9 protein-coding genes and 1 pseudogene are annotated in these 13,468 nt (G+C 66.6%); 6 read left to right on the top strand and 4 right to left on the bottom strand.

Annotated features, from left to right (window positions below; all coding sequences use genetic code 11):
* The first annotated feature begins 8 nt into the window (after positions 1-8).
* Together AC1RR5_RS05610 and AC1RR5_RS05605 are read left to right on the top strand one after the other, a co-directional pair.
* Complete coding sequence (locus tag AC1RR5_RS05610; RefSeq protein WP_492920109.1) at positions 9-2,306, top strand: acyl-CoA dehydrogenase; 2,298 nt, start codon at positions 9-11, stop codon at positions 2,304-2,306.
* A gap of 79 nt (positions 2,307-2,385) precedes the next feature.
* Positions 2,386-3,333, top strand: coding sequence for a UDP-glucuronic acid decarboxylase family protein (locus AC1RR5_RS05605; protein WP_492920108.1), 948 nt, complete (start codon positions 2,386-2,388; stop codon positions 3,331-3,333).
* Here the strand turns inward: AC1RR5_RS05605 and AC1RR5_RS05600 are convergent.
* Positions 3,330-4,394, bottom strand: coding sequence for a sterol desaturase family protein (locus AC1RR5_RS05600; RefSeq protein ID WP_492920107.1), 1,065 nt, complete (start codon positions 4,392-4,394; stop codon positions 3,330-3,332). The two genes, AC1RR5_RS05605 and AC1RR5_RS05600, sit on opposite strands and share 4 nt — an antisense overlap.
* A 139-nt stretch (positions 4,395-4,533) precedes the next feature.
* Here AC1RR5_RS05600 and AC1RR5_RS05595 point away from each other — a divergent pair, with 139 nt between their 5' ends.
* A complete protein-coding gene (locus AC1RR5_RS05595; protein WP_492920106.1) occupies positions 4,534-6,792 on the top strand; it encodes a TonB-dependent receptor domain-containing protein in 2,259 nt (752 codons plus the stop codon).
* A 6-nt stretch (positions 6,793-6,798) separates the two neighbouring features.
* On the opposite strand, the gene AC1RR5_RS05590 is transcribed toward AC1RR5_RS05595, so the two are convergent.
* Entirely contained in the window at positions 6,799-7,896 is a 1,098-nt protein-coding gene (locus tag AC1RR5_RS05590) for a pectinesterase family protein (RefSeq protein WP_492920105.1), read from the bottom strand.
* Between the two features lie 75 nt (positions 7,897-7,971).
* Entirely contained in the window at positions 7,972-10,917 is a 2,946-nt protein-coding gene (locus AC1RR5_RS05585; protein WP_492920103.1) for a TonB-dependent receptor, read from the bottom strand.
* A 252-nt stretch (positions 10,918-11,169) separates the two neighbouring features.
* Here AC1RR5_RS05585 and AC1RR5_RS05580 point away from each other — a divergent pair.
* A pseudogene (locus AC1RR5_RS05580) lies at positions 11,170-11,385 on the top strand (DUF6894 family protein); the annotation flags it as partial.
* Between the two features lie 57 nt (positions 11,386-11,442).
* Here the strand turns inward: AC1RR5_RS05580 and AC1RR5_RS05575 are convergent.
* On the bottom strand, positions 11,443-11,964 hold the full coding sequence (locus tag AC1RR5_RS05575) for a MarR family winged helix-turn-helix transcriptional regulator (RefSeq protein WP_492920102.1): 522 nt from the start codon (positions 11,962-11,964) through the stop codon (positions 11,443-11,445).
* Between the two features lie 575 nt (positions 11,965-12,539).
* On the opposite strand from AC1RR5_RS05575, the gene AC1RR5_RS05570 reads away from it, so the two are divergent.
* Together AC1RR5_RS05570 and AC1RR5_RS05565 are read left to right on the top strand one after the other, a co-directional pair.
* The gene (locus AC1RR5_RS05570) at positions 12,540-13,157 is read left to right on the top strand and encodes a lytic transglycosylase domain-containing protein (protein WP_492920101.1); all 618 of its coding nucleotides are present in this window, start codon (positions 12,540-12,542) and stop codon (positions 13,155-13,157) included.
* Positions 13,157-13,465, top strand: coding sequence for a TrbC/VirB2 family protein (locus AC1RR5_RS05565; RefSeq protein ID WP_492920100.1), 309 nt, complete (start codon positions 13,157-13,159; stop codon positions 13,463-13,465). Before AC1RR5_RS05570 ends, AC1RR5_RS05565 begins: the two co-directional genes overlap by 1 nt.
* Positions 13,466-13,468 lie beyond the last annotated feature (3 nt).

Here is a 13,468-nt window from a genome sequence, read left to right as displayed (position 1 = left end):
GTAGCGTCATGACGAGCTCTTCTTTCCGCCGGGACACCATCACCCGGCCGATCTTCCAATGGGCCAAGGGCGTGCTGCCCGCCCTGTCGGAAACCGAGCGCGACGCCATCGAGGCCGGCGACACCTGGTGGGACGCGGCGCTGTTCACCGGCGATCCGGACTGGAACGAACTGCTCGCCTTCCCCAAGCCTGAACTGAGCCCCGACGAGAGGGCCTTCATGGAAGGCCCGGTCGAGACCCTGTGCGCCATGCTGGACGACTGGCGCATGACCTGGGAGACGCACGACCTGCCGCCCGAGGCCTGGGACTTCCTCAAGCGCGAGAAGTTCTTCGGCATGATCATTCCGAAGGAACACGGCGGCCTGGGCTTCTCGCACCTGGGCCACGCCGAGATCGTCCGCAAGATCGCCACCCGCTCGACCTCGGCAGCGGTGACGGCGATGGTTCCCAACTCCCTGGGTCCGGGCGAGCTGATCCTGCGCTTCGGCACGCAGGAGCAGCAGGAATACTGGTTGCCGCGCCTGGCCGATGGCCGAGAGATCCCCGCCTTCGGCCTGACCAGCCCAGAGGCCGGCTCGGACGCCGGCGCCATGACCGACGAAGGCGTGGTCTGTCGCGGGCTGTGGAAGGGCGACACCGTCCTGGGTGTCCGCCTGAACTGGCACAAGCGCTACATCACCCTCGGTCCCGTCTGCACCGTGCTGGGCCTGGCCTTCAAGCTGCGTGATCCCGACCGCCTGCTGGGCGGCGAGGAGGACATTGGCATCACCTGCGCCCTGGTCCCGACCGACACGGCCGGAGTCAGCATCGGTCGCCGCCACCTGCCGGCCTTTCAGACCTTCCAGAACGGTCCGAACTGGGGCGAGGACGTCTTCATCCCGCTGGACCTGATCATCGGCGGCGCCGAGCGCGCCGGCCAGGGCTGGAAGATGCTGATGACGGCGCTGGCGGCCGGGCGCGGCATCTCGCTGCCCGCCATGTCCGGCGCTGCGGCGGCCTACAGCGCCCTGACCACCGGCGCCTATGCTCGCGTGCGCCAGCAGTTCGGCATCGCCATCGGCAAGTTCGAGGGCGTGCAGGAGCGCCTGGCCCGCATCGCCGGCAACGCCTACCTGGTCGACGGCGCGCGGCGACTGACCTGCGCGGGTCTCGACATGGGCAAGCATCCGTCGGTGATCTCGGCCCTGCTGAAGTCCGGCGCGACCGAGCGCATGCGGATCGTCGTCAATGACGCCATGGACGTCCACGGCGGCAAGGCGATCATGGAAGGCCCTCGCAACTACATGGGCAGCCAATACCGCGCCGTGCCGGTCGGCATCACGGTCGAGGGCGCCAACATCCTGACCCGCAGCCTGATGGTCTTCGGCCAGGGCGCGATCCGGGCCCATCCGTACATGCTGCGCGAGATCCTGGCTCTCGGCGAGACCGACGAGGCCAAGGGCCTGGCCGCGTTCGACGAAGCCTTCTGGCAGCACGTCGCCCACGCCATCCGCAACGGCATCAAGGCCACCGCCCGCGCCTGGACCGACGGCGCCCTGGCGCCCGCCCCGGACGCCGGACGCGCCAGCCGCTTCTATCGCCAACTGGGTCGTTACAGCGCCGCCTTCGCCCTGACCTCGGACATCGCCCTGCTGACCCTGGGCGGCGAGCTGAAGCGCAAGGAGATGCTGTCGGCGCGCCTCGGCGACATCCTGTCGGAGATGTATTTCCTGTCGGGCGCCCTGAAGCGCTGGGAGGATGAGGGCCGGCAGGACGACGACTTCCCGCTGCTGCAGTGGAGCGCCGACACGGCCTTCGCCACGATCGAGCAGCGCTTCGACGAGATCTTCGCCAACCTGCCCAATCGCCTGGCCGCCTGGCTGCTGCGGGCGGCGGTGCTGCCGTTCGGGGCGCGTCGCCGAGGGCCGTCGGACCGGATCACGCGCGCCTGCGCCGACCTGATCCTGCACCCCTCGCCCACCCGCGACCGCCTGGTTGAGGGCGTCTATGTCGGCGGCGAGGACGAGGCGGTCGGCCAACTGATCGACGCCTTCGAGCGCGTTGTGGCCACCCAGCCGATCCACGATCGCCTGAAGGACCAGGGCGTCCGCGCCTGGAAGGACGGCCTGATCAAGGGCCTGCTCAGTCCCGAGGAAACCAGCGCCCTGGCGGCGGCCGACGCGGCGGTGGCCAAGGTCATCGCCGTGGACGACTTCGCGCCCGAGGAGCTGGCCGGCCGCTCAACCGAACCAACGCCCGTGGCTCCGCCCAAGCGCCGGCGCACGGCGGTCATCGCGGAGCCGACAATCGGTCGCGCCCCCGTCTAGAAACACGACCTTGGAGTGGGGCTCGGCGTCGCTGTACAAACACAGTTCGACGCTGAGTCCCGAAAGGTCTGGTCCGTCCATGCATACGCAGAGAATTCTCGTCACGGGCGGCGCGGGCTTCGTCGGCTCGCATCTTTGCGACCGGCTGCTGGAAACCGGCGCCGAGGTGCTGTGCGTCGACAACTATTACACCGGCTCGCGCCTGAACGTGGCGCAGAACCTGACCAATCCGCGCTTCGAGCTGCTGCGCCACGACGTGACGATGCCGCTGTATGTCGAGGTGGACCAAATCTACAACCTGGCCTGCCCGGCCAGCCCGGTGCACTACCAGTTCGACCCCGTGCAGACGACCAAGACCAGTGTTCACGGCGCCATCAACATGCTGGGCCTGGCCAAGCGGGTGAAGGCCAAGATCCTGCAGGCTTCGACGTCGGAAGTGTACGGCGACCCGACCATCCACCCGCAGGTCGAGACCTACTGGGGCAACGTCAATCCGATCGGCATTCGCTCGTGCTACGACGAGGGCAAGCGCTGCGCCGAGACCCTGTTCTTCGACTACTGGCGCCAGCACAAGCTGCGCATCAAGGTGGCGCGGATCTTCAACACCTACGGCCCGCGCATGCATCCCAACGACGGGCGCGTGGTCTCGAACTTCATCGTGCAGGCGCTGAAGGGGGAGGACATCACCCTGTACGGCGACGGCAACCAGACGCGCTCGTTCTGCTATGTCGACGATCTGGTCGACGGCCTCATGCGGCTGATGAACACCGGTGACGACGTGACCGGCCCGATCAACCTGGGCAATCCCGTCGAGTTCACGATGAAGCAGCTGGCCGACCTGGTCCTTGAGCTGACCGGCAGCAAATCAGGGCTCGTGCACCGCCCCCTGCCCTCGGACGATCCGCGCCAGCGCCAGCCCGACATCACCCTGGCCAAGCAACACCTGGACTGGACGCCCACCGCGCCGCTCAAGGTCGGGCTGATGAAGACGATCGAGTACTTCGACGGGCTCTTGAAGACCGCCTAGCGCTTCTTGAAGAGGTCCGACTCCGGGCCGTCGCTGCGACCGCCGAACCACCCCATCCAGAAGTGGGCGTAGTCGCGCAGCATGTCGCGCGGGATGAAGAAGCCGTGCTGGTAGGGCGTGTCGACGCCGATCACCAGCTTCGGATCGGGCCTGTCCTCGTACCAGGTGCCAAACAGCCGGTCCCAGATTGGCATGATGCCGAAGTGGCCCGTCGGATGGGTCATGTCCAGCTTGTGGTGGGCCCGGTGGTGGTTCGGCGACTGGATCAGCCAGCGCCCCACCCAGCCCCAGTTCGCGTCGATCTTGCCGTGGATGATCAGGCCGATGCCCACGACCAGCACGTTGACATAGATCATCACCTCGCCCGGCGCGCCCAGGATGGCCAGCGGCAGGTTGACCAGGAAGATGGCCGTGAACGTCGCCGGATGCTGGCGCACCGAGGTCACCACGCCGAAGTCCTTGGCCGAGTGGTGATAGCGGTGCAGCGGCCAGAAGAACCGGGTGTGGTCCGTCCGGTGGGTCCAATAGTCGAAGAAGGTGTAGATCGCGAAGTACAGCGGCAGTTGCAGCGCGAACGGCAATGGCGGCGGGCCCAGGTTCACGCCCGTCGAGGCCGCGATGGCGTCGTGGATCCACGCGCCCGAGATCATCGAGACGCCCAGCATCAGCACGCGGCCGACGAGGTCCAGCACATGGCCCTGCCCCAGGATGAAGACGGCCAGGTCGGTGTTCAGCGAAGCGGTGCGGGCGAACAGCAGCTGGTGCAGCGAGCTCTCGCGCCAGCCGACCACCGCCGCCTCGATCCCCAGCGCGGTCGGCAGCAGCAGGAACACCAGGAAGATGTTGTTCAGGTGCGCGTGGGCCGAGTCCGTGTGCAGGGTCTTGCCCAGGAAGGTCAGGGTCAGCTCGGCCGGGATCAGCTGCAACGACAGCCACCAGGCCGCGCCCGCGGCGGCGGCGTATAGCGCGAAGCCGGCGATCAAGGCCGCGCGGCCCAGGCCGTTCGATGGGGCCTGTTCGACCCCGATCTCGGCGGCCGGATGTAGCGCTGCGGGTTTCAAGACGTTCCGCTCCCCTGGAAATCCAGGCATTGATGCGCCAAGCGCCGTTAAAACTTGGTGTGGCGCGGCAACTTCCGGTCGCGACATGACAAACGTCACCCCGAAGGCGTGACCCCAGACACTGCAACGCTTCGAGTCGATGCGTCAGGTTCCTCGCCAACAGAGGAGACCTTCCATGACCTTCCCGACCCGCCGCGCCGCCCTGCTGGCCGCCACGGGCCTGGCTGCGATCAGCACCGCCGCCTTCGCCCAGACCGCTCCGACGCCCGCGCCGGCCAAGAAGGATCCGTCGACCCAGGTGCAGGGCGTGACGATCACCGCGCCGGGCGCGCAGGACATGAAGACCTCTATCGACCGCCGCAGCTACAGCCTGGGCAAGGACATCCAGGCCACCACCGGCTCGGTCGCCGACGTGCTGCGCAACGTCCCCTCGGTGCAGGTCGACGTACAGGGCAATGTCAGCCTGCGCGGCGACGCCAACGTCACCATCATGATCGACGGCAAGCCGTCGGGCATGTTCCGGGGCGAGAACCGCGGCCAGGTGCTGCAGCAGATCCCGGCCAGCCAGTTCGAGCGCGTCGAGGTGATGACTAATCCCTCGGCCGCCTTCAGCCCCGAGGGCACGGCCGGGATCATCAACCTGATCACCAAGCAGCAGCGCGGCGTCGGCACGACCGGCTCTGTCCGCGCCAATGTCGGCACCGGCGGCCGCAAGAACGGCAGCATCACCCTGGCGCGCAACACCAAGAACCTGACCCTGTCGGGCGACGCCGGCTGGCGCCGCGACAAGGCCAAGGGCGAGATCGTCGACGACCGCGAGCGCTTCGAGGCCCTCAGCGGCAAGTACGCGACCAGCCACCAGAAGATCAATTTCGCCAGCCGGGGCAATGCCTACAACGCCCGGGCCGGCGTCGACTATGACCTCAGCAAGCAGACCCGCCTCAGCGCCGAGGCCCGCTACAACGACGTGACCTACGAGACCGACGCCGGCTCGTTCTACGACGGCAAGGACATCAACGGCGTCCCCAGCGCCCGCTTCCAGCGCCGCGCCGACGGCCAGATGAAGCGCTCGGTGGCCGGCCTGTCGGGCGACCTGCGCCGCAAGATGTCGGGCCAGGACGAGGAATTCACGCTGCACACCAGCCTGGAGCGCACCCGCGACCGCCAGACCACCCTGGCCGACGCCTTCAACCAGCTGCCGGTCGTCTCCAACTTCGTCGAGCGCGTGGTGGTCGGCGACGAACTGGTCCAGGGCCGCGTGAAGGCCGACTACAAGAAGACCCTGGCCGGCGGCGCCAAGCTGAACGTCGGCTACGAGCTGCAGGTCGACGACAACGACTACGACAACTACGGCGCTCGCGGCCCCAACACCGGCGCGCTGGTCGTCGATCCGGCCCTGACCAACCAGTTCCAATACGACCAGGTCATCAACGCCGGCTACGTCACCTACAGCCGCGCGTTCGGCGACTTCACGGTGATGCCGGGCCTGCGGGTCGAGGACGTGAAGATCGACACCAACCAGGTCACCTCGAGCTTGAAGGACAGCTACGACTACCTGCGCGCCTATCCCTCGCTGCACATGCAGTACAAGGTCGACGACATGCGGCAGGTCAACGCCAGCTACAGCCGCCGCATCCAGCGCCCGTCGGCCACCGACCTGAACCCCTACCGGATCTACCAGGATCCCTACAGCTACCGTCAGGGAGACCCGCGCCTGAAGCCCCAGACGACGGACTCGTTCGAGGTCGCCTACCAGCTGCGCAAGGGCTTCAACTACTACCTCGGCACCCTCTACTGGCGCGAGGCACGCGACGGGGTGACCGACGTGGTCCGCGACCTGGGCGGCGGCGTGCTGCTGACCACCAAGGCCAACCTGGCCAAGAGCCGCAGCGGCGGCCTGGAGCTGGTCGCCAACGCCAAGCTGTCGCCCAAGCTCTCGTACACGATCAGCGGCAACGCGGCCTGGAACGAGATCGGCGCGACGGACCTCGGCTTTGCCGACAAGCGCTCGGCCTGGACCGTCTCCGGCTATGCCGCGTTGAACGTGCAGGCCACGCCCAAGGACTTCATCCAGATCAGCGGCTTCGCCATCGGCAAGCGCCTGACGCCGCAGGGCTATCGCGAGCCGACCGGCATGGTGAACCTGGGCTATCGCCACAAGTTCAACGACCGCCTGTCGGGCGTGGTGACGGTTCAGGACGCCCTGAACACCTTCGGCGACAAGCTGGTGATCAACACCGCCGCCTTGAAGGACCGCCGGACCATGGACCTGGACCTGCGGGCCGTGTTCATCGGCATCACCTACGGCTTTGGCGGCAAGGGTGTTCCTAATCCCCGCCGCCCCCGCGAGCCGGCCTTCGACTTCGGATCGCCGGGCGGTGGCGTGAGCCCGATGTAGGACCCTCTACGGTCTCCAGCCGCTCAGCAGGTTGGAGACCGTGTAGGCCCTGGCCTGGCTTGAGGTCAGCTGGCGACGCCGCTTGGACGGCTTGCCGGCTCCGGGACCCTTGCTGGCGTATTCGAACAGGCGGGCATCCTCGGGCTGGTACATGGCCCGGCGTCCGCCTTTCAGATTGTAGTGCATCGGGTACCAGGCCTCGGGGACGATGTGGTCGTCCATCCAGCATCGGATGAAGGCCGTATGACCCACCGCGTCCGGATTGCCGTAGCGGCCGTCCGGGAAGGTCATGGTGTGCCGCCACGGACGGCCCAGGGCCATCGTATGCCGAGGCATGTCGGCGTCGCGCGTCAGGCGGCAGTCCAGGAACACCAGGCCGTAGGGCTGGCGCCGGTCGGTGTCGGGCGCGGCGATGAAGCCGTGGAAGTCCTTGCCCGGCCGGGTACGCGAGCGGATCTCGCAGCGGTCGAACACCGCCACGCCCCGGCCGTAGATGAAGTCGACGCAGCCGCTGATGAAGCAGTTGCGGAACAGGCTGCGGCCCGCGTCGGTGAACAGGGTGTCCTGCCAGCCGGTCAGGGCCACGTCCTCGAAATAGGCGCGGTCGCTGCCCTCGCCCAGCTTCAGCGCCGTGGCCTGGGCCCCGCTGGCGCCGGTGCGGTCATAGTCGACCTCGGGCGGCATGTTGTGGGGATAGTCGAAGTCGTTGGCGATCGTCAGGCGCTCGGCGCGGAAGCCCGGCGCCAGGACGACCATGGTCGCGATCTCGGGCGGGCCTCCCGGACGGTTACGGCCGCCGGCGTACTCGTTGAACACGATGACGCTGGCCGCCCTGCCCTCGCCCACCAGGTGGACATTGGGTTTGCGCACCGTGATCTGCTCGCGCCACGTCCCCTTCGGAACCAGGATACGGAAGGGTTGCTCGCCGGTGGCCGGAGCAGCCGCAAGCGCCTCGCGCAGGGTGGCGAAGTTCTGGGCGGCGCGGGGATCGGGCTTGGCCGAGAGAATGGCGTCGAAGCGCGCGGGCTTGGCGAAGGCCGGCGCGGCCGTCAGGCCCGCGAGGCCTGCCAGCACCACCGACCGACGATCGGGAAATCTGGACATGTGAAGCCTAACTGGGGGGAGCCTGTAAGCAGAAGCGGGGGGGGGTTTTATTAAAGAACCGCCCCGCCTGTCGTCTTAGAAGGTGTAGCGGAAGCCGGCGAAGAACTCGCGGCCCGTCTCGTGGTAGAAAGACACCAGCTGGCTGCTGTCGTAGTACTGGTCCTGCTTCTCGTTGGTCAGGTTGACCGCTTCGAGCGTGAAGGCCAGGTGCTTGTTCCAGGTGTAGGTCAGCGAGGCGTCGAAGTTCAGCGTCGCGTTGGTGCCTTCCACATCCGAACCGTTACGGCCCGGGATCTGGGTCAGGTACTTGCTGCGATAGGCGGCCGAGACGCGGCTGCTGATCTTCTTGTTCTCGAAGTAGAGCGTGGCGTTGTAGCTGTCCTTCGAGAGGTTGGTCAGCGGGCCGACGGCCGCCACCGCGCCGGTCGACGACAGGTACGTCACGTTCGAGGTCACGTGGGTGTAGTTGCCCAGGAAGCCGAACTTGTCGAACGGGGCCGGCAGGAAGGTGAAGGGCTGCTGGTAGTTGATCTCGAAGCCCTTCAGCGGACCACCGGGCGTGTTGACCGAGGTGCTGAACTGCCAGACCGGCAGGCCCGGCGAGCAGCCCGGCGTGGTGCCGCAGGCCGCGACCGCCGCGCTGTCGGGCAGGCCGAAGGGATTCTTGTCGAAGGTCGACAGAGCCGAGGTGTAGCTCTGCACGAAGGTCGAGATGTCCTTGTAGAAGTAGGCGAAGGACAGCAGCGCGCCCGGCTGGAAGTACCACTCGATCGCCGCGTCGGCGGTCTTGGCGCGGTACGGATCCAAGAACGGGTTGCCCGAGGTCACGGTCTTGTTGCTGCCGGTGCCGATGTTCACGCCCGGGGTCAGCGAGCCCAGGTTCGGACGCGACATGACCTTGGCGGCGCCGAAGCGCAGCAGCAGGTCCTCGGTCGGCTCGACGACCAGGTTCATGGCCGGCAGCACGTCGGTGTAAGAGCGCGTGGCGGTCGTGGCCGAGATCGTCTGGTAGTTCACGCCGCTGACGGTCGAGGGCACGACGCCGTAGCCGAGGGCCTTCTGGCGGGTCTTCACGTAGCGCACGCCGACATCGCCGCGCACCGGCACGCCGCCGACGTCGAAGTTGAAGTCGCCCTGGACGTAGCCCGTCGTGTCCCACTCATCGATCGAGTAGTTGCTGCCGAGGCTGGGTTCACGGCCCAGGTTGTAGATGCCGCAGCCCTGGGTGAAGCACGAGTTGCCGAACGGGCTGACCCACACCGTGCCCGGCGTGGTTGTGACCGTCTTGCCGTAGTTCACGTCGTCCATGTGCAGGGCCGCGATGGCCTTCTGCAGGTCGGGCGTGACCCACGAGCTGACATTGCCGGCCGGGATCTTCAGGCTCGAGAAGTCGATCGTCTCGGCATAGGATGAGCGCGCGACGTTCTTCAGGTCGTTCGAGTTGATGGGATTGATGTTCGCCGTGGTGCCGTTCGAGCGGGCGAAGGCCGTGCTGTCGGTGTTGTAGGCCTTATACGACAGGCCGCCCTTCAGCTTGAAGGCGTCGCTCCAGTCATATTGCAGGTCGAACTGGGCGGTCTTGTAGCTGTTGTCGACATAGCCCTGGACCATGCGGATCTCGGCCAGGGTCCAGGCGTCGGCGTTCACCGTGTCACCGGTGCCGTACTTGATCACCGGATAGGTGTCGCCGGCGCTGTAGTCGAAGCTGTAGCCCTGGACGTTATACTGGTCCCACTGAACCGTGTTCTGGACCGGGTTCGAGAAGGTCGACTTCGAGAAGCCGATCACGCCCTTGGCCTTGAACTTGTCGGTGATCTGGCGCTCGCCGGCCAGGGTGAACTGGCGGAACTCAGTTTCCAGCTCGTCGTGGCGCTGCTCGGTCTTCAGGTCGACATTGTTCCAGGTGCCCTTGGTCATGACCGAGAGACCCGTGCGCGGCGTCGTCACCGTGTAGTCGACCACGTCGACCTGGTTGATGCCGCACGAAGCCGGCGAGGCCGCCGTACAGGCGCCGGCGGTCTGGGGCGTGAAGGTCTCGAGGAAGTCCTCGTTACGCTCGCCCTTGAAATCGGCGTACAGCACGTCGAACGAGACCGTGGTCTTGTCGTCGGGCGCCCATTGCAGCGCGCCGGTCATGCCTAGGCGGTCCTGCTTGTTCTTGTACCAGTCGAAGCGCGGGATACGCGGGTGGACCGCGGCGTTGGCCTCGGCGCAGGCGGCGGCGTTGGTGGCGCAGGTCGCGCCCTTCACACTGCGGAAGCCCGGGGCGGTGGCCGTGCCCGACTGCCAGCGCACGGTGCTCGTGCCTTCGTCCAGCAGCTCGCGCTTGGAATAGGCGATCGAGAACAGCGCCCCGATCGTGTCGTCACGCCAGGTGTTGGAGATCAGGGCCGCCATGCGGGGCGACGCCTTCTCGGCCTGGTCGTTGTAGCCCATCTTGGCCGACGCCGCGAAGTTGAAGCCGCGCTTGTCGAACGGATGGGCGGTGTTCAGATCGACGGTCGCGCCCAGCGAGCCCTCTTCCGTCTCGGCCGAGGCGGTCTTCTGCACCGTGATGCGGTTAAAGAGGTCCGAGGCGAAGACGTTGAAGTCGAACGAGCGGCTGCGATTGGTGCCGCCCGAGGCGTCGGTGCCGCCCGAGGTGGTCAGCGCTTCCATGCCGTTGATGCGTACGCGGGTGAACTGGGCGCCCAGGCCCCGCACCGAGATCTGGCGGCCTTCACCGGCGTCGCGCGAGATGGCGACGCCCGGGATGCGCTGGATGGATTCCGAGAGGTTCAGGTCCGGGAACTTGGCCATGTCCTCGGCGTAGATCGCGTCCACGGCGGCCGACGACTGGCGTTTGACGTTCAGGGCCTGCGCCAGGCTGTTGCGGAAGCCCGTGACGACGACGGCTTCGACGGTGTCGTCAGCTGCGGCGGGCGGCGCGGCGGTTTGGGCGCTGGCGGCGCCGGCGGCCAGGACCGAGGCTAGAGCGGCGGCTCCGCAAAGCAGGCGAGCGCGCAGATGAGATGCGGCCATTTCCTTGTTCCCTCCCAGGACGGTGCTCTTATGACACCGGTATCAATTGCCCACATGCTGCGATCGACTTCCATTTTTTGCAAGCCACTGTTCGTGAGGCTTAGTGACGCGGGCGGCCGCGAAAGCCGTTGCCGAGGGGCGCTCAACGGCAGAAATCGAAAAAAAGCGAAACGAAAACGAGGGCCAAGCCTCGGTGTCACCCTCGTGCCACAGGGGAACCGAGACTCTCTTTTTCAACTCACCCTTGTCTGAATGCGGCGCCTTTTTGTCGGAGGCGCGTTCTCCGACTCGGCGCATTCAGCGTCGCCGCAGGGTGTGATGCGCAGGTTTCGGTTCGAGGTCGTCTCGCCTGAACGCTTCCCGGATCCGGAAGGCGCGCTGCTGCGCAATCTTGACGAGGCCAAGCGCGAGGCCTGGCGCCTGGGCGCCGCCCTGGTCCGCGACTATCCGGAAGCCTTCGAAAAGCCTGGCCCTTGGCAGATGGTCATCCTGGATGACGCCGGCCATGTGCTGGCCGAGGTCGACCTAGAACCTCAGGCGCGATCGCCCTTTCGTCTCACCGGCGCGCAGGCCCCGCCGCTCCACGCGGGGCAGCGCCTTGGCCCCTGGACCTTCAGCGGCGGCCAGCTTTATCTGCGCCAGCGAACGGGCAAGAAGGACCGATAGGGCGTCCAGATCCTGGCGCGAGAAGCCGGCGAAGACGGTCTCGTGGGTCGGCGCCAGGCTAGCCAGCACGGCCTCGGTCAAGGCCTTCCCCTCGGACGTGAGGTCGACGACGACCAGGCGGCGGTCCTGGGCCGGGGTCTTGCGCTCGACATAGCCGACGGTCACCAGGCCATCGATCGTGCGGGTCAGGGTGGTGCGGTCGGCGCCGATGATCGCCGCTAGGGCCGTCATCGAGGACAGACCTTCCTTGTATAAGGCGTCCAGCACCAACCATTGGCCGAAGACGATCCCATGCTCGCTCAACCGCTCGCCCACAAGCAGGCGGCGGGCCTGCTCAGTCTGGAAGAGCAATCGGTTCAGGTCGTCGATAGCGAGCGGCAAAAGTCGGTTCCAGCGTTTGTAGACAAGCTTTCAACGCAAAAACTGGGCTTTCAGATGACAGCGTTCCGCAACATTCTTTAACTAAGTTGCATGAACGCCATAGCGAGGGCCCCCTCGCCTGTCGCTCGAACCGGCGCCGATCAGCCGTTGAGCGCGCTCAAGCCCACCACCGCGATCACCAGCCATCCGACGAGCAGGCTGCCGGCGAAGTTCCGGATCAGCCATTCACGAGTCTTGTTCAACGCCAACATGCAACGCCCCTGAACGCACTTGGCTCCACGCTGCCCCGTGATTCTATCCACAGGCAAGCAATCTTGAATCCTGAGACCATCCCTCACCTAACAAAGATATGTATTCAGGTGCAGATCACATCGAGTTAACCATAAATTAAGAAATTAGATAAGTCAGAAGCCCGACTTTGCGCCAAGCTTGAGCATAAATTTTCTTTATTCATCAGCAATTTTGACAATTAAAACAAAATTAAATGCGCTGTCCTGCCGCATTACACTGAAACGGCGCGCCCGATACCAAGTAACCCTGTTGATTTGAACCCACGAACCTGAGGGGGCGTAGTGATGTTTGATATCGCCCGCCAGGCCCTGCTGCTGGCGTCCGCCGCGACCTGCTGCCTGCTGGTCAGCCCTGCCGCCGCCCAGGTGCTGGAGATCGGCTCCGACGGCGCGGTCACCCGCTTCGACGGTCCGTCCGTCTTCACCCAAGACGGCGTCCAGACCCTCGCGCCCGCCCCTGCCCTGCCGGCCTACGCCACGCCAGGCGTCGAGGCCGTGCGCGCCCAGATCTCAACCGCCGCGACCGCCTACGCCCTGGATCCCAAGCTGGTCGAGGCCGTGGCCTGGCGCGAAAGCCGCTTCCGCACGGGCGCGCTGTCGGACAAGGGCGCGATCGGCGTCATGCAGCTCATGCCCGGCACCGCCCGCGACCTTGGCGTCGATCCGCACGATCCGGCCCAGAATATCCGCGGCGGCGCGCTCTACCTGCGCCGCATGCTGTCGACGTTCGGCGGCGACGTCCGCCTGGCCCTGGCCGCTTACAACGCCGGCCCCGCCGCCGTCCGCAAGCACGGCGGCGTGCCGCCCTACGCCGAAACCCAAGCCTACGTGACCTCGATCCTCGGCCGTATGGCCGCGACCGGGGCCGCCCTGACCGTACCCGCTCTCGGAGCCCCCAACTGATGCGTAAGTCCCTCCTGGCCCTCGCGGCCGCCCTGACCACCGTCGCCTCTCAGGCCCACGCCCAGGTCGTGCAGGCCGACCCGCAAGGCTCCGGCGCCCTGCTGGCCGGCGTGACCTGGCTGCAAGGCACGCTGATGGGCAATGTCGCCACCGCCGTAGCCGTGATGGCCGTGGCCGCCGTCGGCTTCATGATGCTGACCGGCCGCCTGAACTGGCGCTATGGCGCCACCGTGATCCTGGGCTGCTTCATCCTGTTCGGCGCCACCACGATCGTCAGCGGCATCCGCGCCGCCTCGGGCGCCGCCTAAGCC

The organism is Caulobacter sp. GW821-FHT11E11, assembly GCF_058808315.1.
This window is presented reverse-complemented; position numbering and strand designations above follow the sequence as displayed.

Coding starts and splice junctions, on each gene's coding strand:
- AC1RR5_RS05565 (WP_492920100.1), top strand. CDS start 13,157: ATGCGTAAGTCCCTCCTGGCCCTCGCGGCCGCCCTGACCACCGTCGCC.
- AC1RR5_RS05590 (WP_492920105.1), bottom strand. CDS start 7,896: ATGTCCAGATTTCCCGATCGTCGGTCGGTGGTGCTGGCAGGCCTCGCG.
- AC1RR5_RS05595 (WP_492920106.1), top strand. CDS start 4,534: ATGCGTCAGGTTCCTCGCCAACAGAGGAGACCTTCCATGACCTTCCCG.
- AC1RR5_RS05605 (WP_492920108.1), top strand. CDS start 2,386: ATGCATACGCAGAGAATTCTCGTCACGGGCGGCGCGGGCTTCGTCGGC.
- AC1RR5_RS05570 (WP_492920101.1), top strand. CDS start 12,540: ATGTTTGATATCGCCCGCCAGGCCCTGCTGCTGGCGTCCGCCGCGACC.
- AC1RR5_RS05610 (WP_492920109.1), top strand. CDS start 9: ATGACGAGCTCTTCTTTCCGCCGGGACACCATCACCCGGCCGATCTTC.
- AC1RR5_RS05585 (WP_492920103.1), bottom strand. CDS start 10,917: ATGGCCGCATCTCATCTGCGCGCTCGCCTGCTTTGCGGAGCCGCCGCT.